This is a genomic window from Photobacterium japonica, assembly GCF_050337005.1.
GTDB classification, from domain to species: domain Bacteria; phylum Pseudomonadota; class Gammaproteobacteria; order Enterobacterales; family Vibrionaceae; genus Photobacterium; species Photobacterium japonica.
The window spans coordinates 22,343-43,745 of the sequence record NZ_JAKJSN010000016.1 but is presented as its reverse complement, the minus strand read 5'-3'; the positions used below and the strand labels follow the sequence as shown (position 1 = coordinate 43,745).

14 protein-coding genes are annotated in these 21,403 nt (G+C 50.2%); 7 read left to right on the top strand and 7 right to left on the bottom strand.

The window, feature by feature from the left end; translation table 11 throughout:
* Nucleotides 1–12 precede the first annotated feature (12 nt).
* A complete protein-coding gene (topA, locus tag L4C36_RS07080) occupies nt 13–2,664 on the top strand; it encodes a type I DNA topoisomerase (RefSeq protein ID WP_428477096.1) in 2,652 nt (883 codons plus the stop codon).
* A gap of 322 nt (nt 2,665–2,986) precedes the next feature.
* Here the strand turns inward: topA and L4C36_RS07075 are convergent, their stop codons facing one another.
* Nucleotides 2,987–3,748: a DNA repair protein gene (locus tag L4C36_RS07075; protein WP_428477095.1), complete on the bottom strand. Its 762-nt coding sequence runs from the start codon at nt 3,746–3,748 to the stop codon at nt 2,987–2,989.
* Nucleotides 3,749–4,016: 268 nt separating this feature from the next.
* On the opposite strand from L4C36_RS07075, the gene cysB reads away from it, so the two are divergent.
* The 3 genes from cysB (at nt 4,017) to L4C36_RS07060 (ending at nt 7,105) form a co-directional block, all read left to right on the top strand.
* Complete coding sequence (gene cysB / locus L4C36_RS07070) at nt 4,017–4,991, top strand: HTH-type transcriptional regulator CysB (RefSeq protein ID WP_428477094.1); 975 nt, start codon at nt 4,017–4,019, stop codon at nt 4,989–4,991.
* Nucleotides 4,992–5,189: 198 nt separating this feature from the next.
* A complete protein-coding gene (locus tag L4C36_RS07065) occupies nt 5,190–6,395 on the top strand; it encodes a methyltransferase (protein ID WP_428477093.1) in 1,206 nt (401 codons plus the stop codon).
* On the top strand, nt 6,377–7,105 hold the full coding sequence (locus tag L4C36_RS07060; RefSeq protein WP_428477092.1) for a sulfite exporter TauE/SafE family protein: 729 nt from the start codon (nt 6,377–6,379) through the stop codon (nt 7,103–7,105). Before L4C36_RS07065 ends, L4C36_RS07060 begins: the two co-directional genes overlap by 19 nt.
* 61 nt (nt 7,106–7,166) lie before the next feature.
* Here the strand turns inward: L4C36_RS07060 and L4C36_RS07055 are convergent, their stop codons facing one another.
* The 3 genes from L4C36_RS07055 to L4C36_RS07045 all read right to left on the bottom strand — a co-directional run bounded on the left by L4C36_RS07055 (nt 7,167) and on the right by L4C36_RS07045 (nt 11,726).
* Nucleotides 7,167–9,140, bottom strand: coding sequence for a putative bifunctional diguanylate cyclase/phosphodiesterase (locus L4C36_RS07055; protein WP_428477091.1), 1,974 nt, complete (start codon nt 9,138–9,140; stop codon nt 7,167–7,169).
* Nucleotides 9,141–9,321: 181 nt separating this feature from the next.
* Nucleotides 9,322–10,257 carry a DUF3943 domain-containing protein gene (locus tag L4C36_RS07050; RefSeq protein WP_428477090.1) on the bottom strand — a complete coding sequence of 312 codons (936 nt, stop codon included), beginning with the start codon at nt 10,255–10,257 and terminating at the stop codon, nt 9,322–9,324.
* 248 nt (nt 10,258–10,505) lie between these two features.
* Nucleotides 10,506–11,726 (bottom strand): aromatic amino acid transport family protein, encoded by a 1,221-nt coding sequence (locus L4C36_RS07045; RefSeq protein ID WP_428477089.1) that lies wholly within the window; start codon nt 11,724–11,726, stop codon nt 10,506–10,508.
* Between the two features lie 480 nt (nt 11,727–12,206).
* Here L4C36_RS07045 and L4C36_RS07040 point away from each other — a divergent pair, with 480 nt between their 5' ends.
* The 3 genes from L4C36_RS07040 (at nt 12,207) to adiA (ending at nt 17,515) form a co-directional block, all read left to right on the top strand.
* Nucleotides 12,207–13,442 carry a CinA family nicotinamide mononucleotide deamidase-related protein gene (locus tag L4C36_RS07040; protein ID WP_428477088.1) on the top strand — a complete coding sequence of 412 codons (1,236 nt, stop codon included), beginning with the start codon at nt 12,207–12,209 and terminating at the stop codon, nt 13,440–13,442.
* Between the two features lie 379 nt (nt 13,443–13,821).
* Nucleotides 13,822–15,144, top strand: a complete 1,323-nt coding sequence (gene potE / locus L4C36_RS07035; protein WP_428477087.1) for a putrescine-ornithine antiporter — start codon at nt 13,822–13,824, stop codon at nt 15,142–15,144.
* Between the two features lie 76 nt (nt 15,145–15,220).
* A complete protein-coding gene (gene adiA / locus L4C36_RS07030; RefSeq protein WP_428477086.1) occupies nt 15,221–17,515 on the top strand; it encodes an arginine decarboxylase in 2,295 nt (764 codons plus the stop codon).
* A gap of 75 nt (nt 17,516–17,590) precedes the next feature.
* Here adiA and yfaE read toward each other — a convergent pair whose 3' ends face one another.
* Genes yfaE through nrdA form a run of 3 tightly spaced genes read right to left on the bottom strand, consistent with a single transcriptional unit; the run spans nt 17,591 to nt 21,397 of the window.
* Entirely contained in the window at nt 17,591–17,941 is a 351-nt protein-coding gene (gene yfaE, locus L4C36_RS07025; RefSeq protein ID WP_428477085.1) for a class I ribonucleotide reductase maintenance protein YfaE, read from the bottom strand.
* Nucleotides 17,938–19,071, bottom strand: a complete 1,134-nt coding sequence (nrdB, locus tag L4C36_RS07020) for a class Ia ribonucleoside-diphosphate reductase subunit beta (protein ID WP_428477084.1) — start codon at nt 19,069–19,071, stop codon at nt 17,938–17,940. The genes yfaE and nrdB overlap by 4 nt, the downstream gene beginning before the upstream one ends.
* Before the next feature lie 58 nt (nt 19,072–19,129).
* Nucleotides 19,130–21,397, bottom strand: coding sequence for a class 1a ribonucleoside-diphosphate reductase subunit alpha (gene nrdA, locus L4C36_RS07015; RefSeq protein WP_428477083.1), 2,268 nt, complete (start codon nt 21,395–21,397; stop codon nt 19,130–19,132).
* Nucleotides 21,398–21,403 lie beyond the last annotated feature (6 nt).

Here is a 21,403-nt window from a genome sequence, read left to right as displayed (position 1 = left end):
AATAGAATTATTATGGGAAAATCACTCGTTATTGTGGAGTCCCCAGCCAAGGCGAAGACTATCAATAAGTACTTGGGTAAGGACTTCATTGTTAAGTCAAGCGTAGGTCACGTTCGTGATTTGCCGACCGGTGCACGTAGTACAGGCAAGAAAGCCGCTGCGACCTCGACCAAAGGCCTGAGCGCGGAAGAAAAAGCGACGATTAAGCAAGAAAAAGATCGTAAGGCGCTGATCGGTAAAATGGGTGTTGACCCTTACAACGATTGGGAAGCGCAGTACGAAGTGTTGCCGGGCAAAGAAAAGGTCGTTAGCGAGCTGCAGAAGCTGGCTGAAGATGCTGATTTTGTCTATCTCGCAACCGATTTGGACCGCGAGGGGGAAGCTATTGCGTGGCACCTTCGTGAGATCATCGGTGGCGATGATGCGCGTTACAAACGAGTGGTCTTTAACGAAATCACAAAAAATGCGATTCAGCAGGCGTTTGAACAGCCTGGTGAACTGAATATTGATGGGGTGAATGCCCAGCAAGCACGTCGTTTCCTTGATCGCGTGGTGGGCTTTATGGTCTCGCCACTGTTGTGGAAAAAAGTGGCGCGTGGCTTGTCTGCCGGCCGTGTACAGTCGGTGGCCGTTAAGCTGATTGTTGAGCGTGAGCGCGAGATTAAAGCGTTTGATCCAGAAGAATTCTGGGACATTCATGCCAACACTTTGACCGCAGGCAGCGATGCACTGCGTTTGATGGTGGCACAGCAGGCGGGTAAAGCATTCCGTCCTGTTAACGAAGCCGATACCATGGCTGCGCATGCGTTGTTGGAAAAAGCCGCTTACACCGTGGCCGAGCGCGAAGATCGCCCGACCAGCAGTAAGCCGTCTGCACCGTACATTACCTCGACGCTGCAACAAGCGGCGAGTACCCGTCTAGGTTACGGGGTAAAACGCACCATGGGCTTAGCCCAGCGTTTGTATGAAGCAGGTTACATCACGTATATGCGTACGGACTCGACCAACTTGTCGAAAGAAGCCGTTGAAGCTGCTCGTGAATTTATCACCAATGAATACGGTGATACGTACTTGCCCGCTCAGCCGATTGTGTATGGCAGTAAAGGCAACGCACAAGAAGCGCACGAAGCTATTCGCCCATCGAGTGTCGATGTGAAAGCGGAAAACTTGGAAGGCGTGGATCAAGATGCAATCAAACTGTATGACCTGATTTGGCGTCAGTTTGTGGCGTGTCAGATGGTGCCGGCACAGTACGATTCCAGTACGATCACGGTACAAGCGGGTGACTTCACCTTGAAAGCCAAAGGCCGTACGCTACGCTTCGCTGGTTGGACGAAAGTACAGCGTCCTTCTGGCAAGAATGAAGATACGACGTTGCCAATGGTGCACGTCGGTGAAACGCTACAGCTTGAGGCGCTAGAGCCTAAGCAGCACTTCACCAAGCCGCCAGCACGCTTCACAGAAGCCGCGTTGGTGAAAGAGCTGGAAAAACGCGGTATTGGCCGTCCATCGACGTATGCGTCGATCATTTCGACCATTCAGGACCGTGGTTACGTGCATGTGGATCAGCGTCGTTTCTACGCTGAGAAGATGGGCGAAATCGTATCTGATCGCTTGGATGAAAGCTTTGCGGATCTGATGGATTACGACTTTACTGCCCGTATGGAAGGTAATCTCGATAAAATCGCAGAAGGTGAGGCGAACTGGAAAGGCGTACTGGATAAGTTCTTCAGCGACTTCACCGCCGAGCTTGAAAAAGCCGAGCTGGATGAAGCTGAAGGCGGCATGAAGCCGAACAATATCGTATTGACCGATATCCAGTGTCCAACGTGTGAACGCCCAATGGGTATTCGTACGGCATCGACGGGCGTATTCCTTGGCTGTTCTGGTTATGCGTTGCCGCCGAAAGAGCGTTGCAAAACCACCATCAACCTCGGTAACGAAGACGGTGTGGTGAACGTGCTAGAGGAAGACGTGGAAACCGCCGCATTGCGTGCGAAGAAACGTTGTCCGAAATGTAGCACCGCGATGGATGCGTACCTGATTGACCAAACACGTAAATTGCACGTGTGTGGTAACAACCCGGGCTGTGATGGTTTTGTGGTTGAGAAAGGTGAATACAAGCTCAAAGGTTACGAAGGCCCGGTTATCGAATGTGATAAGTGTGGTTCGGACATGGAGCTGAAAAACGGCCGTTTCGGTAAGTACATGGGTTGTACGAACGAAGGCTGTAAGAATACGCGTAAGATCCTGAAGAATGGCGAAGTGGCACCACCGAAGGAAGATCCTGTGCATCTGCCTGAGTTGCCATGTACCCAAGATACGAGTGCTTACTTTGTGTTACGTGACGGTGCTTCAGGCCTGTTTATGGCAGCAAGTAGCTTCCCGAAATCACGCGAAACCCGTGCACCGTTGGTGGAAGAGTTGGTACGCTTTAAAGACCGTTTGTCTGAGAAGTTCTTGTACCTGACGGAAGCACCAAGCCACGACCCAGACGGTTTGTCGACCGTTGTGCGCTTTAGCCGTAAAACGAAAGAGAACTATGTTCGTTCTGAAGTAGACGGCAAGCCAACAGGTTGGACGGCGTTGTACGTGGGTGACAAGTGGGAAATCACGGACAAGCGTAAGAAGCCGAAGAAAGACAGCACAGAAGAGGCTGAGTAATCACCGTGTCGTGCTTGATCGCTGAATCATAAAAACCGCCGAAAGGCGGTTTTTTTATGCCTGTTTTATGCGTTTTCATCCTGATGCTGGGCTTGTGGCTGCGCATCGCCGAAATGGAATCAGTCAGCGTGTATCGAGAAATTGACGATAAGCGATGAGAAGGAAGGATGAGGCGCCGAGGAAAGAAGGTGTATCACGATAATAATAGGGTAGGGATAAGCGGGAGCGGTGAAAGTGAGACAGAGAAGGCGAGATAAAAGAAAGGCCACGCAGTGCGTGGCCTTAGAATACATGGCAGGGTAGATCACCCGTTACGGCTTGGTTACCACTTGCGCTTAGGTTGGAACAGCACGTCTAATTCGTCCTGCTCTTTGTCGATCATCTGCTGACGCAACTGTTCGTGGCTGGAGTTCTGGCTGTTGTCGATCTCACTGAGCATGATTTGCAACTTTTCACGCGCCTGATTGGCGTAGTTGTCATTTTTGCTCGCCAAGACCTCAATGCCCTTTTTCAGCAACTGCTTCGCTGTGCCTAGCTGACGCTTGGTGCGGGCTTCGTTAGCACGCTTCACGACGTTCTCAATGTTGATGCGTAGTTGCAGGCCTTCTAAGCGTGCATTTTCCGACACGAAAGACTGCGTTGGCATACGGCCTTTGCTGTGTTCGTTACGAATGGTGGCTTTCAAGCGCTTTACCAATTGCAACATGCCTAGAGCTTGTTGGTCGGTGGTCGGGACTTTGAAATTGGCCACATCGGCGCTGGAATAGTTTTCCTGCAATTGGCGGATCTGCTCAGACACGTTGCTGATGCGCTGGGACAGCGACTTATCGGCCGGATCAATCTCTTTCATGTTTTCAAGGGTAAAGAGAACACGGCGATTTAAGCACATCAACAACTCTTTACTGAAGGGTAAATGATGGGCGTTGCCGATCAAATCTTCACTGGAATTTATGATCGCAATGCACTTCGATAGCTCTTGTTGCTTTTTGCTCTCAAGTTGTTGACGATACTGAATAATGATGTTGTAACCAACAATCAATACCAGCAATAGGCTTACCAGGCCAATGACTAATGGCATACTCATAGGTTTGATGACCACCCGCACTTACATTAAGCCTTATAAGATACACTATCTCACCAAGACGGCCTAGTTTTGTTGTGACTTTTGCGTGTTTTATCAAGAGGGATAAGCGACTGAGAGTCGTTAACAATTAAGCAAAGATGTGTGCGGCCAAAAAGGCGGATTTGACCATATTTTATTCAACGAAGACTAGGCAAATACCGTCATTCAAGATATAACGTAAGGTCATACATGGTTGCATTGATATAATGGACTATAAATAGGCGGTACCATGAAATTACAACAATTAAGATATATTGTTGAGGTTGTGAACAATAACCTTAACGTTTCCTCTACGGCGGAGAGCCTTTACACGTCACAGCCGGGGATCAGTAAACAGGTGCGTTTGCTGGAAGATGAGCTCGGCATCCAGATTTTTGAACGCAGTGGTAAGCACTTAACCAAGGTGACACCTGCCGGTGAAGAGATTGTTAAGATCTCGCGTGATATTCTCTCTCGTGTGGAAAGCATTAAGGCCGTGGCCGGTGAGCATACGCATCCAGAAATGGGTACCCTGAACATTGCTACCACGCATACGCAGGCGCGTTATGCATTACCAGCAGTGATCCAAGGGTTTACTGCACGTTATCCGAAAGTGACCCTACACATGCATCAAGGCACACCGACACAGTTGGCGGATGCCGTTTCCAAAGGCACCACGGATTTTGCCATTGCGACGGAAGCCTTGCACCTGTATCAAGACATGATCATGTTGCCGTGTTACCACTGGAACCGCTCCATTGTGGTGAAAGCGGATCACCCGTTGGCGAAAAAATCAGCCATTACGATTCATGACTTGGCCGCGTACTCATTGGTGACATACGTGTTTGGTTTTACGGGGCGATCAGAGCTAGACAGTGCGTTTAATCGTTCGGGACTGACACCGCGTATCGTCTTCACCGCGACAGATGCGGATGTGATCAAAACCTATGTCCGATTGGGCATTGGCGTGGGCGTGATTGCGAGCATGGCGATGGATCCGGAGATCGACAGTGATTTGGTCGCGATTGATGCCAGCCATATCTTTGAGGCCAGCACGACCAAAATCGGCTTTAAGAAAGGCTCATTCTTACGTTCATACATGTACGATTTCATGGAACGTTTTGCCCCGCATTTAACCCGCAATGTTGTCGACCAAGCGGTTGCACTCAAGAGCAATGCGGAAATTGAAGCCATGTTTACCCATATTCCCTTACCCGTAAAATAAGCTGGAATACCGTCTATCAGCAGGCTGCCCCGTAGTAGCCTGCCGTTTGTTTACCTTGTTGTCGTCCGCGCCTCCTTCCTCTGCTCGTCGCTGATGTTCTTTCTTGTAAAGACAGAGTCTCTTTCTGCACTTTTTATCGGCGTATTTCCCTCTGCTTGGGTATAATCGCTGCCTTGTTCGACTTCGTTAGAGTAATTCATGCACGCCCCGCTTTTTTCTCAGCTCGACAGCCTGTTGGTTGAAACCCGTGATTATTGGCAGTTCATGCCGTTTGCCGAAACGCCGGCCGCGTGGGAGGCGCGCCATCCTGCGCTGTATCAATGGTTGGTGTCACTGACCGATGAGGACGTTGCGCAGTATTTGGCGGATCCTGCTGCCTTGTGCTCAGCATTGCAGGCATGGATTCCACAGGCAGAGGCGTTAACCGCACTGACACACGTTTCAGCGTTACCACACACGGAACGCGCCACGCCGCGTGGATTGGATGCTGGCATTCCGGGGCGAAAGTGGACGCAACTGCATGCGTTTAACGGCGTGTTGCCGGCACTGTCTTTGCCGTGGTTGGAATGGTGTGCCGGAAAAGGCTTCTTGGGGCGCGTATTGGCCGCGACGCATCAGACACCCGTGGTGAGTTTGGAATGGCAACAGGCACTGTGTGACAGTGGTGATGAGGCGGCGAAAAAACTGGGCTTAAACATGACGTTTGTGCACGGTGATGCGTTTTCTCCTGACAGTGAGCAATACATTCAGCCGCAGCAGCATGCGGTCGCACTGCACGCTTGTGGGGATTTGCATGTGTCGTTGTTACAACGGGTGGCGGCTAAGCGGGGGCAAGCAGTGAGTATTTCACCGTGCTGCTATCACTTGATCCGTGGCAAAGCCTATCAGCCGCTTTCTCTGCAAGCGCAACAGAGCGCGTTGCAGTTGTCGAAACATGATCTGCGTCTACCGTTGCAGGAAACGGTGACTGCCGGTAATCGGGTACGTAATTTACGCTTTGTCGAAGTGAGCTTCCGTTTGGGCTTTGATAGCTTGCAGCGGGCGGTGAGCGGACAGGACCGTTATATTCCGGTGCCGAACGTACAAAAGGCCTTGCTCAATGAGGGCTTTGCCGCCTTCTGTCAGTGGGCTGCCGCAGAAAAAGGCCTGCTGTTGCCGGCTGATATTGATTTCACCCACTGGCAACAGATGGGCGAAACGCGTTTTCATTGGGTTGAACGCTTGGAATTGCTGAGACAGTTATTCCGCCGTCCATTAGAAATGTGGCTGGTATATGACCGGGCGTGTTTCATGGAAGAGGCGGGCTACCATGTCACGGTCGGCACCTTCTGCGACAAACCTATTACCCCAAGGAACTTACTTATTCACGCGGAGATCGTGCCAACATGGACACCAGCACCTTAATTTATTGCGCGTTGGCGCTCGCCGCCGGCTGTGTTGTACAAAGTACGGTCGGCTTTGGGATGGCGATTGTCGCTGCGCCAATTGTGTACTACTTCGAGCCACGGTTTGTGCCGGGCGTCATCTGTTTGGTTGGTTTTGTACTGGCCTTGATCAACATGTGGCAATACCGTGCCATGCTGTCATTCAAAGGGCTGGGGGCGGCGTTTCTCGGCCGTATTCCTGGCACGCTTGTGGCCAGTGTGTTGCTGCTCTATATCACCTCTCAATCCTTGGCATTGGTATTGGGGATTGGGGTATTGACGGCGGTTGGGATCAGTTTATTAAAAGTGCGGATCAAACCCACGCCTAAAGCGCTATTTTGGGCGGGGTTTGCCTCGGGGTTGATGGGGACATCGACATCGATTGGTGGGCCACCGATGGCTTTGGTGTTGCAACATGCGGAAGCGGCCAAACTTCGGGCGAATTTAGCCGGTTATTTTGCATTCAGTGGTTTATTGTCATTGGCTGCGTTAACCGCGACAGGCCACTTTAGTTGGTGGCACTTTCAATACGGTATGATGATCATGCCTGCGCCTATCTTAGCCTCACTTTTTGCGTACCGTATTCAGCATTTGATTAAAGCCGAATGGCTGCGTTATGCCTTGCTGGTGTTATGTTCAGTGTCGGGTGTGATTGCGATGTGGCAGGGGCTTGCACCGCATTGGGCGTAGTCAACAGGGATGAGAAAATCCGCCTCTACTTGGGTAGAGGCGCGTGACCGAAGCGTTACCGTCAGTAGTAGTACTTGGTGCCCGGTATCGTGTTTTGTAGAGAGAAGTGACGGGCTTCATGCTCATAGGCTGGCATCGGCCGACCTAAGTAATACCCTTGGCAGTAGTCAAAGCGGCATTTTTGTAGGTACTGAAGTTGGGCCAGTGTTTCTACCCCTTCCGCCACCACTTTCAGGTTTAGCTTTTCACAAATGGCGCGGGTTGCTTCAATGATGGCTTGGCTGCCTTTGTGCTCTCCCTGAACAAAGCTCTGATCCAGTTTCACGGTGCTGATTGGCAGATCTTGCAGTTGTGAGAGCGATGAGTAGCCGGTGCCAAAGTCATCCAGATACAACTCCAATCCCAGCGACGCCAGATCTTCCAAGCATTGTTTGGCTTCATCATAGTCTTGCAGCATGGTGGATTCAGTCAGTTCCAATGCCAGTCGGGATGGCGGGATCTGATGTTGTATCAACAAGGCTTCAACGGAAGGGGCTAAGCTTGATTGCAATTGCGCCCGTGATAAGTTCACACTCATGATGAAATGTTTGTTGTACTTCTCTCGCCACAGCGCCAGTTGTTGGCAGGCGGTTTTGAGAACCCATTTCCCTAGCGGTACTATCTGGCCCGTTTCTTCCGCCAGTGGAATGAACTCCGCGGGTGAGACGTGCCCCAGTTCTTCATCGTGCCAGCGGATCAGTGCTTCAAACCCTTTCAACTTGTGGCTTTTCATGTCGACGATGGGCTGATAGTACAGCTCAAACGCTTCGGTTTCTAATGCCAGCGTCAGGTGGTGACGCAGAGTCATTTTTCGGTACAGGGCATCAGCCATGTCCGGCGAGAAATGGTGGCTGCGATTACGTCCGCGTAGCTTGGCGCGATGCATCGCCATGTCGGCTTGCGTGATCAGGGTTTCAATGTCTTTGGCATCTTGTGGGTATTGAGAGGTACCAATACTGCACCCGATCGACAGCTCACCCACTTCTTTGAGGTGGAAAGGGCGGTTGAGTGCTTTGATCAGTTGCTGTGCAAAGCGGGTCGGATCGCTGATGTTGCGGTGTTCGATTTGAATAATGAATTCATCGCCACCAAAGCGCGCCAGTAGCCCTTTGAAGCGCAACGCTTCTTGCAGGCGAATGGCGATGGCGCGTAGCAGCTTATCGCCCACCGCATGGCCATAGGTGTCATTGATTAGCTTGAAGCCATCAATATCAAGAAACAACAAGCTATACGCATGCAGGCTAGGTTGATGCTGAATAATGGCATGGGTGATCCCCCGGCGATTTAACAGACCGGTGAGGTAATCATGTTCCGCGTTGTATTTCTCTTTATTCTGCTCTTCTTTTTTCTGGCTGATATTCACCATGTCCAGCAACAACAGCTGCTTGTCGTCAAGCCACATGCCTTCAATGGTGAACCAGTAATGGCTTTTACCCGTCCAACACAAACGCTTGGTCGAGAAAGGGCGGCCTTGACGGGCCGTGTCGATCCATTCTTGTGCCAGTTTGGCATCACCTAAAAAGCTATTAAGATCAGGAAGCTGGTCACCGAACTCATGGGCAAAGGTGTTGTTGGAACTGATCAAGTCACCAGAGGCGGCAAATAACAGAGAAAGGTTGGCACCACTGGACAGGGCGAGCTCATGACGAAGACCAGACTCTTCGGCAATCACGTGAACCAGCATACCCAGAGAACCATCGGGAAGCGGGATCCCCGAAAAATGGCAGAGGGCTTTTTTAAATGCGCCATTAGGGGCAAACGTCCACCAGGTTTTAATGGTTTCGCCTTGTTCAAAACGGGGCAGATAGCCTTCAAGCACAGCACTGACAGCCAGTGACATATCGCGTTGAAGATCGCGCGCTAATAAAGCGTCTTGGCTTTCGGCATCCCACAGCGGGAGTGAGGCCGAATTGGCCCAGAGAATGCGTTTTTGGTGAATGTCGAAAACCCAAACCGGTGATTGTAGGTATTCGAACATCGAAAAAATCTGGTTCATCACCAATGCTTATAATTTATTGTGATTATTGAAAATGCTATCTCAAAATATCGTGTTGAAATATCGAGATAATACCAAAGCGTGACCTTACTTCATGAACGATGAATTATTCGGTCTTAAATGTTGAAAATCAGTAAAGGACGCGTTAGCTACGTCACTTTACTGACTAAAGGCATCCGTTCTATTGCAGGGCCAATTTTAACTCTAAACCGATAAAGGCTTTGTCGTAGTTGGCGCCTGAATCCATCGCAAATTGCGCGACGTCAGCAYTACCAAACCACGGCGAGTAAGTCAGGCTGACATCGGAGTCGCCCTTCCACCAATCGGTGACCCAGTAATGGATGTGACCAACAGGGTTGAGCAGGAACAGGCTGACATTACCGATGGTCTCTGACCCGAGCACTTCTCCCCCGCGTGCCGTGATCTCGAGTTCAGTCTGGAACATCCATTCACCCACGGCGGCACCGAATAGCGGTGTCACAATGATGTCTTGAATCGACGGGACTTCAGCGAAGCCTTCCACGCCGTATTCCCAGAAGAACGTCGACATGGTGGCGGAATATAAGAAGGATTCCCACTCATTGAAGCCGGAATGACGGGCAGCCGTGTAGTAAACACCACCAAAATATGGGTGCATGACGTAGTTCAGGACATGGTCATCTTTATCCCAAACGGGACCTTCACTCACGTTATCCCACCATTTTTGGCCCAGTCCGCTTAAATCACGGTCTTCTTCATCCCACTTGGTGATGCTTTCTGGCAGTAAGGTCATCATCCCCACGGTCGCCACACTTAAACCGAAAATGGTGTAAGACTGCTCAAGCAGGTAGTCCCAGTTTTTTTCTGAGGCGACAGACAGGTGCATCGGCAAAATGTTGACGGATTGCTCTGTGGTGGTCGCCGCCTGAGTGCCAGCATCCGTCGTTGCGCTGTAGCGGAACGTTGATGGCGAGGTTAAGGCATAATGGTTAAGAAACGTACCTTGTTGAGTTGTCGTGTCTGTGTGGTTATTTGCATAGGCATGGTTGTTTGTGTAAGGGGTGTTGTCATACCAAGCAAGGGCTGGTGAGCTGATAGCACAGCCTAAAACAAACGAAGATAACAGTGAAGTGCGCAAGATACGCTCCGCGATAGATCAAGTGAGACAGGGTTTAAGGGCGGGGAGTATCACTGAAAAAGGAAGAAATGCCTAGCGGTTATTCATAATCGCTAACATAGATGCGGTTTTTTTTCTCTCATTAAGTGCGTTTTTGCGCGGTAATTCGTCTTTTATTGTTAACCAGTGAGACTTAACTCACTGTTTAATAATTACAAAGGTGGCAATTGTGCAATAAATGCACATTGCCACCTCTTTTTGCCCTGAGCTTAGCCTACTGCAGGAATTTTACCGGCCATTTGGAGCAATTGGGCGGAGATAATGATGATACCTGCGGTGGTCGCCATGATCAGTGCCGGTGTGCCACCCGCCACTTGGTAAGCGGGCTCTGCATTGATTTGGGCATTGATGCGTTGTTTACGTTGTGCGCGCACCATGGCAACCGGCAGGAAGATAGCGAGGATCACTAAGGCAATCGCCGCAAATCCCAGTGCCATAATGAAGCCTTGTGGGTAGAACAGGGCAAAGCCAAGCGGCGGCACAAAGGTAATGAAGGCGGTTTGTAAACGGCCGTATTTCACGCCATCACGCTTAAAGCTGTCTGAAATGAAGTCAAACAAGCCCAAACTCACCCCCAAAAAGGACGTCGCTAACGCCAAATCAGCAAAAATGGAGACGGATTGGCTGACCATCGGGTTGTGCAGCAAAGTGTTCAGTGACGCAATGAAAGCCCCCAAATTGTTGTTCGCCATCAAAGCTGATTGGCTCATGACGCCTTGGCTGGCCAGCTGCCAAAATACGTAAATGATCAGTGGCAATGACGAACCGAAAATCATGATTTTGCGCAGTGCTTTAATGTCCATGCCGATGTAACGCACAATCGACGGGATACTGCCATGAAAGCCGAATGAGGTGAAAATGACAGGTAGCGCAGACAGGATCAGCCCTTTTTCTACCGGCATATTGACCAAGTGTCCGCCGTCAACATTGGGCACTAACAGCCCCAGCATGACTACCAGCGCAATAATTTTCAGGGTGAACAAAAGGCGGTTCACCATATCGACCGAGTGGGTTCCGATCCCGACAATGGTTGCAATGATCAATGTAAACGCCACCGCACTGATTTGTGGGAGTACGTTGAGTCCACCCCACTGGGTCAGCTTATCGTTCAATTGGCCGCCGCCCCCTGAAATGTAGGCCGCACACAATGAGTACATTAAAAAAGCGACCGCGAAACTGGCGAGGTATTGCCCTTTTTTGCCCAGCAATTGGTGAGCAAGTGAATTTAAGGTGGCGGTGTTATCGGCGTGCTGGTGGACTTCCAACATTAATAATGCGGTGTAGGTCATCAGTAGCCAAATGCTGAACATGATGAGGGTGGCGGTGGTAAACCCAAGCCCGGCAGATGCCAGAGGTAAAGCCAGCATACCGGCACCAATAGTGGTACCTGCGATGATCAGCATACTGCCGAATGTTTTGTTCATGGACATATTTCTGTTGCTCCCAAAGATAATAAATAGGCGGGAGAGGTGCGAACACCCGTGGTTACTCCCCAATCAGGTGGCAGCCACAACAGCGAAATCAAGAGGGTGTAAATAATTAATTACATCTGACTTGGCCGTTGCGGCTATCGATAGTCAGACGTTGAATAGGTTAATAGCATGTTATTCCCTATTAAGGTGGTCGTATATTGCTATACTCTAAGGTTTGTTGTAATTTTTCTCTGAGCTGTACATTATCGATCAAATTATCCACTGTCAACTTATCTTTATTTGCATGTAAATTAATCTTTACATTGAGTTGTTGAAGGGGAATTGTCGAAGGAAGCGTAGACATTAATAGCCTTATCAAAAAAGAGCGGTTGTCTTCGCAGTTCTGATTTTTTATATCGGAAAAAGAGTGAGATAGATCGGAAAGTGTGGTGATTTGGTATACCGTTAAGACAGGTTAAACAGGGCGCAGAGGACAGCATGTTAGAAGTGGTCATGATCAGTACCGGAGAAGAAGTACTGCACGGCGATATCGTCGATACCAATGCCGCGTGGTTATCTTGGTTGTTTTTTGAGCAGGGTTTTGCCATGACACGCCGAACCACGGTGGGCGACCAACGTGAGCAACTGGCTAAGGAAATTGAGCATTGTAGCTTGACCGCCGATATTGTGGTGGTGAATGGCGGATTGGGACCCACTACAGATGACTTAACCGCACAGGCTGCTGCGATTGCGGCTGATGTGGGATTAGAGCTGTCAGACCATTGGGTCGCCCAGATGCAGGAAAAATACACGCGGGTTGGGCGTGAGATGCCTGCGACAAACATTAAGCAAGCGATGTTACCGGCAGGGGCTGAGTTGATTGATAACCCGATTGGTACCGCTTGTGGGTTTGCGATGCGGTTAAACCGAGCGTGGATCTTTTTTACGCCCGGCGTACCGCGTGAATTTAAACAGATGGTGCATGAGCAAATATTGCCACGGCTTTCTGCGTCGTTCGCGGCAAACCAAACAGATCGGGACTGTTTACGCTTATATACGTTTGGCTTATCAGAGTCGGGGATCAGTGAAATGTTGGATCCTCTTGTCTTGCCAGAAGGATTTGAGTTGGGCTACCGCTCTTACTTGCCGTTTATTGAAGTGAAAGTGTTTGTGCCACTCGGGCATTCGGAGGCCGACGGGCTCTATCAACAGATTGCCGCATTGTTAGGGGAGAATGTGGTGGGACAAGGCCAGCCATTGCTTGACGCCTTAAAGCTGGCGATGGCGGCATCATCACAGACGCTCGCTGTAGTTGAAGGCTATACCGGAGGAGCGGTGATCAATGCATTGCACGATGCCGAGTTTGGCGATTTGGTGTGTCAGGGTACGGTTGTGAACAAGAGTGCGGTGGTCAGCCCTATCTCGGTCAGTCCAAGCTCGGCACACAACGACGCTGAGGCGATGGCGTGTGATGCGCTCAATAATAGTGATGCATCATTGGCACTGGCGGTCAGCCACTGCGATGATCAACAGATCACGCTGGCGTTGGCTTCGGCGAATGGGGTGTGGTCTCAAACGGTATCAACCCGTCGACAGTACGCTTACCGCGATCATCGCATGGTCATCGCGACGGTGGCGTTAGACATGTTGCGCCGTGTTGTGGATGGAAAGCCCGTATTTGGTCACTATGAATCGTTGATCACGCATGCATCAAGGTATTTGCCGATCACTTGAGTGTCGGGTTAATCGTTCGAGATAGCGTTTTCTGGTGACGGTGAACGCTATTTTTCCATGTTACCTGCCTTTTTACGCGCTTCTCGCTCGCTTTTCCCCCTTTTTTCCCTTTCTTTCTTCTTTATTCTTTTACCGTCTTTCTTCCCACACGCTTTTTCCACATCGCTAGCGTCACGTTTTGTGTCGTGATCGCCGGCTTTTTTCTGATTGTCTTAAAAGTAAACCGCATTTTTTTACCGTGTCATCTATGACGGTTTTTGTCTTGTGTATTTCGGTGGCGAAGTTGAAAGAGCAAACTAAGCTTATCATCGTGTAAGGCTTGATTATTTGAGGCATCACAGGGATCCGTGTGTCTCCTTATGGGGAGCGTAGCGATACAATGAGTGAATCCAAAAATAAAATGGGTTTGATGGGATTAACGACCATCGTAACCGTAAATATGATGGGGTCGGGGATTATTTTGTTGCCCTCGAGTTTGGCCGCCACTGGCGGTATCGCATTACTGGCATGGGGGATCACCGCGGTGGGTGCGCTGTGTATCGCGTATGCCTTTTCAAAGTGTGGGATGTATTGTACTGAAGACGGCGGGATGTCCGCCTATGCGCAAAAAGCCCACGGTAAATCCAGTTTCTTCATCGCGTCCTACACCTACTATGTCTGCTTGGTGATCAGTGCCGTGGCGATATCCGTGTCGACCGTGGGGTATCTGGAAACCTTCATACCCTGGTTAAAAACCAGTCCCATCCATAATTTCGTTGGGGTGATCACTATCCTCTCCTTAACCTTATTGGCGAATATGCGTGGCCCCAAAATTACGGGGGGAATATCCTCTGTGACGGTGTGGGGGGTGATCATTCCAGTGCTCGGGGTGTCCATCATCGGGTGGTATTGGTTTGACCCTAAGGTGTTTGCAGAGGGCTGGAATCCGCACGATGTGGGTCCGATGACGGCTATGTCATCCGGTATTGCATTAACCTTATGGGCGTTCCTTGGTATCGAATCGGCGGGGGTGAACTCCGGTGCGGTGGAGAACCCGAAACGTAATGTGCCGCTGGCGTGTATGTTGGCGACCGTGTTTTCGGCCATCACTTACATTGCTTCGACCACGGTGATCCAAGGGATTGTGCCCAATGCCGAACTGGCTAAATCGGATGCGCCGTTTGGGTTAGTGTTCTCCATGATGTTCGATTCCACCATCGGTAACATTATCACGGTGATGGCAATTATCGCTTCCGTTGGTTCTCTGCTGGGGTGGCAATTTACTAACGCGCAAGTGTCCAAAGCGGCGGCGGAAATTAACCTGTTCCCGAAAATCTTTTCCGAAGTGAATAAGTACGATGCGCCGATCAAAGGCATGTTAATCATGCTGGCATTGGAAATCGGCTTGGCGGTAATGACGATTTCGCCAACGTTATTGAAGCAGTTCAACGTGCTGGTCGATCTGGCCGTGTTCATTAACATGATCCCTTATATCCTCTCCCTAACGGCACTGGGTGTGATTTTGCGTGACAGCCATGTACCGGATAAAGAGTACAAGGTCAGTATTGCCGTGGGGGCGGTTGCGGTTGTGTACAGCATTTACGGTGCGTATGCCACGGGCGCCGACTCGGTGTATTACGGCACGGTGATCATGCTATTTGGTTATTTTTTCTATGGCTTTATTGCCAGCCGAGATGCGGCGAATGCCACTGGCCGGTCTTGAGTGATGGCGAGTCAGAACGTGTGGTTTTGCTCGCTCTGACGTTGTCGACGGTTTTCCGAGGAAAGGAAATGCGCATATGAAAAACTACGGTAAACAAAAACGCGTCCTGATTTTTAATGACACCTTAAAAGTCGGCGTGATTGAAAACGCCTTAGAACGTTTGGTAGATGAATTTCACCATGAAGGGATCAGCGTCACCATCGCGACCTCGTTCGATGATTGTTATTCGATTTTGAATGCCAATATCGCCATGGACTGTTTCATGTTGACCTCGCAAATGACGGGGCAACAGGCGGATGAAAACGACAAGTTTTTCCAGCTGATTGATAAGCTTAATCAACGCCAGCAAGGGGTGCCGGTCTTCTTATTGGCCGAGCGGAAGAAGATCACCTTGGCGGTTAGCCGTGAATTGATGTCACGGGTGGATGAATTTGCGTGGTTACTGGAAGATACCGCCGACTTCATTGTCGGGCGTGCGGTTGCCGCCATGAAGCGTTATCGTGATCAACTGTTGCCGCCACTCATGGCTGGCATGATGCAGTATGACGATGTGCACGAATACTCGTGGGCCGCACCGGGTCACCAAGGCGGGGTCGGGTTCACGAAGACGCCTGCCGGTCAGCGTTTTTATAGCTATTATGGCGAAGGGTTGTTTCGTTCAGACATGGGGATTGAACGCGGTTCATTAGGTTCGTTGTTGGATCACACGGGCTATTTCGGTGACAGTGAGGCGTATGCGGCCAAGGTGTTTGGTGCGAATCAATCGTATTCTTTGGTGACGGGAACCTCGGGGGCCAACCGCACCATCATGCAAATTTGTATGAAGGCTGATAGCTTGGCGATTTGTGATCGTAACTGTCACAAGTCCATTGAGCAGGGGCTGATGCTGACGGGTGCACGCCCAGTTTACATGCTGCCTTCACGTAACCGGTATGGGATCATCGGCCCGATTTATCCGACGCAGATGACGCCAGAGGCCTTAAAACAACGCGCGCTGGAAAGTCCGTTAACCCGTGATTACGCCAATCAAGATCCGGTATACGCGGTGATCACCAACTGTACCTATGATGGTCTGTGTTATAACGCCAAGCGTGTGCAAGACATTATTGGCCAGAGCAGCCACCGTCTGCACTTTGATGAAGCGTGGTATGGCTACGCGCGATTCAATCCCATCTATGAGAACCATTATGCGATGCGCGGTGAGCCTGTAGAAAGCAGTGATGGCCCGACCGTATTCGCCACACATTCTACCCATAAATTACTGAATGCGCTGTCGCAAGCCTCGTGGATCCATGTGCGTTATGGGAAAGACCATATCGACTTCCAACGTTTCAATCAGGCGTACATGATGCACGCGACGACCTCGCCGCTCTATGCCATTAGCGCCTCCAACGATATTGCCGTTTCACAAATGGCGGGTAATCGCGGCCATTCTTTGACGCAAGAAGTGATCAAAGAAGCGGTGGATTACCGTCAGGCGATGGGGCGGTTATACCGCGAATTTGAAGCCGATAATGACTGGTTCTTCAAGCCGTGGAATGCGGAAACCATCGAAGACCCGTTCACCGGAAAAACCATTCCGTTTGAAGAAGCGGATCCGAACTTGCTGGCGACCAAGCAAGATTTCTGGGTCATGAAACCGGGTGATGCATGGCATGGCTTTGCGGATATGCCGGAAGATTGGTGCATGTTGGATCCGATCAAGGTCAGTATTCTGGCCCCAGGGATGGGTGACGATGGTACCTTGCTTGAGACCGGTGTCCCCGCGGCGTTGGTGACGCAATATCTGACCCGCTTTGGGATTGTGCCAACCCGAACTACCGATTTCCAAATCATGTTTCTCTTCTCGATGGGGATCACCAAAGGGAAATGGGCGACGTTAGTGAACACCTTGCTCAGCTTTAAGAAGCACTATGACGGCAACACCCCATTGAAATCGGTTTTGCCCGATTTAGTCGAAAGCTATCCGGATGTGTATGGCGAGATGGGCTTTAAAGACTTGGGCGACAAGATGTTCAACTATCTCAAGCAACACACCCCGTCCGATAAACTGAATGCGGCGTATTCCACGTTGCCAGAAGCGATCGTGACCCCGCGAACAGCGTTTGAAGCGATTGTTGATAACAACGTTGAGATGGTGCCGTCTAATCAGCTAGAAGGGCGCGTGACAGCTAACGCGGTGATCCCGTACCCACCGGGTATTCCAATGCTGATGTCGGGAGAAAGTTTTGGCGACAGCAACAGCCCGCAGATTGGCTATTTGAAAAGCTTGGAAGTGTGGGATAAAGCCTTCCCGGGGTTTGAGCATGAAACCGAAGGCACCGAAGTGGAAGACGGGGTGTATCACGTCATGTGTATCAAGCAGGTGTAATGAAGAAGTGCAGGAAACGTCTGCGTTGAGAGATGAATGCATTGATAGATGATACAAACAAAAAGACCGCCGAAATTAGGCGGTCTTTTCATTGGATGCTTGGTTTCCAGAGCGGTTCCCGGAACGGTTACCGGAATGGTTTTGCTCGATACGTTGCGTGTCCTGAACTAACTCATAATCAAAGTTGATCACAATATCGCTTTTCGGGGTCGAACAGCAGGTGAGGATTTCATTGGGAGCAATGAAGGCCATGCTATCGGTTTGCGAGACGGCGCCCGCCGAGAGCTTACAGCGACACGCGCCACACAAGCCACTGCGGCATTGGTATTCCGGACGCAGGCCGATGCGTTCAAGCTGGGTGAGCAGAGGCTCGTGGCTGTTGCCACGAACCTCTACGCCATTCACGGTAATCGTGAGTGAACTCATAGTTCAAAGTCACCCAGATCATCAACGCTGACATCGTTGTCAATCTGACCAACGAGGTAAGAACTGATTTCGGCTTCCTGTGGGGCAACTTGCACGTTGTCAGACGACAACCATGAGTTGATCCATGGGATTGGGTTTTGTGTTGCACCCGGGTACGCGTGCTCAAGGCCTACGGCGGTCATGCGTAAGTTCGTGATGTATTCCACGTACTGACACAGAATGTTTTTGTTCAGGCCGATCATAGAGCCGTCTTTGAACAGGTATTCTGCCCACTCTTTTTCTTGTTCGGCGGCATCTTTGAAGATCTGGAAGCTTTCTTGCTTACATTCTTGCGCGATTTCTGCCATCTCAGGATCGTCATGACCGTTGCGTAGCAGGTTAAGAATGTGCTGGGTGCCGGTCAGGTGCAAGGCTTCATCACGGGCGATCAGTTTGATGATCTTCGCGTTACCTTCCATCAATTCACGTTCAGCAAATGCGAACGAACAGGCAAAGCTCACGTAGAAACGAATGGCTTCCAGCGCGTTCACTGACATCATGCACAGATACAGTTTTTTCTTCAGCTCACGCAGGTTCACGTTTACGGCTGTGCCGTTAATGGTGTGCAGGCCTTCACCCAAACGGTGGTAGTCATTGGTTGCTGCAATCAAGTTATCGTAGTAACCCGAAATGTCACCCGCACGCTTGATGATGTGCTCGTTCGTCACGATGTCATCAAATACGATAGCCGGATCATTTACGATGTTACGGATAATGTGCGTGTAAGAACGTGAGTGAATGGTCTCAGAGAACGACCACGTTTCAATCCACGTTTCCAATTCTGGCAGTGACACGATAGGCAGTAGCGCGACGTTCGGGCTACGGCCTTGAATAGAATCCAGTAAGGTCTGGTATTTCAGGTTACTGATGAAAATGTGACGTTCGTGGTCTGGCAGGTTGTTGTAATCAATGCGGTCGCCTGAAACATCCACTTCTTCTGGACGCCAGAAGAAAGACAGCTGCTTTTCGATCAGTTTTTCAAAAATTTCAAACTTTTGCTGATCATAACGCGCAACGTTTACGGACTGGCCGAAGAACATTGGTTCTTTAAGTTGGTCGTTTTTAGTTTGACAGAAAGTGCTGTATGCCATGTTACCCTCAACAGGAAAGGGAGCCGCAGCCCCCATTCGTTATAACGTTATAAACCGATTAAATCTTGCAGCTTGTGCAGTCGTCTGCACCCATGTCGCCTTGGCTATCTGAAGCGCCATCACGCGTGTTGTGGTAGTACAAGGTTTTCACGCCGAGTTTATACGCGGACAACAGGTCTTTTAGCAACAGTTTCATCGGTACTTTACCGCCTGGCTGTCGGCTTGGGTCGTAGTTGGTGTTTGCAGAGATCGCCTGATCGATGAACTTCTGCATAATACCCACAAGCTGTAGATACCCGTCATTGCTGCCAATGTTCCAAAGCAATTCGTAGTTATCCTTGTACTTGCTGTACTCAGGCACTACTTGCTTCAAGATACCGTCTTTCGATGCTTTAACCGACACGAAGCCACGTGGTGGCTCAATACCGTTGGTCGCGTTTGAGATCTGAGATGAGGTTTCAGATGGCATCAATGCCGACAGGGTAGAGTTGCGTAGACCGTGTGTTTTGATCTCTTCGCGTAGCGCTTCCCAATCGTAACGCAGTTCAGCCGAGCAGACGTTATCAATGTCTTTCTTATACGTATCAATCGGCAAAATGCCTTGTGCATACGTGGTTTCGTTGAAAGAAGGACATGCGCCTTGTTCTTTCGCTAAGCCCACAGAGGCTTTCAATAGGTAATACTGAATCGCTTCAAAGGCTTCGTGTGTCAGGTTGTTTGCGCTGCCGTCAGAGTAACGTACGCCATTCTTCGCCAAGTAGTACGCAAAGTTAATCACGCCCACACCCAGGGTACGACGGTTCATGGTTGAACGGTATGCCGCAGGCAATGGGTAATCTTGGTAATCCAGTAGGGCATCCAGTGCACGCACGGTTAGCTCAGCCAACTCTTCCAGATCATCCAGCGTCTCAATCGCACCCAAGTTAAACGCAGACAGCGTACAAAGCGCGATCTCACCGTTTTCATCTTCCACGTTGTTCAGTGGCTTGGTAGGCAGTGCAATTTCCAGACACAGGTTCGACTGACGAATCGGTGCCACGCTTGGGTCAAACGGGCTGTGCGTATTACAGTGGTCCACGTTCTGAATGTAGATACGGCCTGTTGAAGCACGCTCTTGCATAAGCAGTGAGAACAACTCAATCGCTTTCACCGTTTTACGCTTCACGCTGCTGTCTTGCTCGTACTGCACGTACAGACGCTCAAACTCCACTTGGTCAGCAAAGAAGGCATCGTACAGGCCCGGAACGTCAGACGGAGAGAACAGGCTGATGTTCTCGCCTTTGATCAAACGGGTGTACATCAATTTGTTTAGCTGTACGCCGTAGTCCATGTGACGAACACGGTTTTCTTCAACACCACGGTTGTTCTTCAGTACCAGTAGGGATTCGACTTCACCGTGCCACATTGGGTAGAACAGGGTCGCTGCACCACCACGTACGCCGCCTTGTGAACAACATTTTACCGCTGTCTGGAAGTACTTGTAGAACGGGATACAACCCGTGTGGAAGGCTTCACCACCACGGATTTCAGAACCCAGAGCACGGATACGGCCTGCGTTGATACCGATACCGGCACGCTGAGACACGTAGCGAACAATGGCGCTTGCCGTTGCGTTGATAGAATCTAGGCTGTCATCACACTCGATCAGTACACAAGAGCTGAACTGACGGGTAGGGGTACGCACACCAGACATGATCGGCGTCGGTAGCGAGATCTTAAATTGTGATACCGCGTCATAGAAACGCTTGATGTAGCTCATGCGTGTTTCGCGAGGGTATTTACCAAACAGGCACGCCGCGATCATCATGTACAAAAACTGTGCACTTTCAAAAATTTCGCCACTTACGCGGTTCTGAACAAGGTATTTACCTTCCAGCTGCTTTACCGCCGCGTAGGAGAAATTCATGTCACGCCAATGGTCGATATACGTATCCATCAGAGCGAATTCTTCTTGGCTGTAGTCTTCCAGCAAGTGTGCGTCGTACTTGCCTTTTGCGACCAACTGGGTCACGTGATCAAACAGCGCAGGTGGCTCAAATTGGCCGTATGCTTTTTTGCGAAGGTGGAAAATCGCCAAGCGGGCAGCAAGGTATTGGTAATCTGGGCTCTCTTCTGAGATCAGATCGGCTGCTGCTTTGATGATGGTTTCGTGGATATCTTCAGTCTTGATCCCTTCGTAGAACTGGATGTGAGACTTAAGTTCGACCTGTGAAACCGACACGTTCTCTAGGCCTTCGGCGGCCCACGTGATCACTCGGTGGATTTTTTCAAGATCGATGTTTTCTTTGCGTCCATCACGCTTGGTAACAGTGAGCTGTTGAGTCATTTTTTA

Bases quoted from the DNA above. Each gene is read 5' to 3' on its own strand.
- topA (WP_428477096.1), top strand. From the start codon at position 13: ATGGGAAAATCACTCGTTATTGTGGAGTCCCCAGCCAAGGCGAAGACT.
- L4C36_RS07075 (WP_428477095.1), bottom strand. From the start codon at position 3,748: ATGAGTATGCCATTAGTCATTGGCCTGGTAAGCCTATTGCTGGTATTG.
- cysB (WP_428477094.1), top strand. From the start codon at position 4,017: ATGAAATTACAACAATTAAGATATATTGTTGAGGTTGTGAACAATAAC.
- L4C36_RS07065 (WP_428477093.1), top strand. From the start codon at position 5,190: ATGCACGCCCCGCTTTTTTCTCAGCTCGACAGCCTGTTGGTTGAAACC.
- L4C36_RS07060 (WP_428477092.1), top strand. From the start codon at position 6,377: ATGGACACCAGCACCTTAATTTATTGCGCGTTGGCGCTCGCCGCCGGC.
- L4C36_RS07055 (WP_428477091.1), bottom strand. From the start codon at position 9,140: ATGAACCAGATTTTTTCGATGTTCGAATACCTACAATCACCGGTTTGG.
- L4C36_RS07045 (WP_428477089.1), bottom strand. From the start codon at position 11,726: ATGTCCATGAACAAAACATTCGGCAGTATGCTGATCATCGCAGGTACC.
- L4C36_RS07040 (WP_428477088.1), top strand. From the start codon at position 12,207: ATGTTAGAAGTGGTCATGATCAGTACCGGAGAAGAAGTACTGCACGGC.
- potE (WP_428477087.1), top strand. From the start codon at position 13,822: ATGAGTGAATCCAAAAATAAAATGGGTTTGATGGGATTAACGACCATC.
- adiA (WP_428477086.1), top strand. From the start codon at position 15,221: ATGAAAAACTACGGTAAACAAAAACGCGTCCTGATTTTTAATGACACC.
- yfaE (WP_428477085.1), bottom strand. From the start codon at position 17,941: ATGAGTTCACTCACGATTACCGTGAATGGCGTAGAGGTTCGTGGCAAC.
- nrdB (WP_428477084.1), bottom strand. From the start codon at position 19,071: ATGGCATACAGCACTTTCTGTCAAACTAAAAACGACCAACTTAAAGAA.
- nrdA (WP_428477083.1), bottom strand. From the start codon at position 21,397: ATGACTCAACAGCTCACTGTTACCAAGCGTGATGGACGCAAAGAAAAC.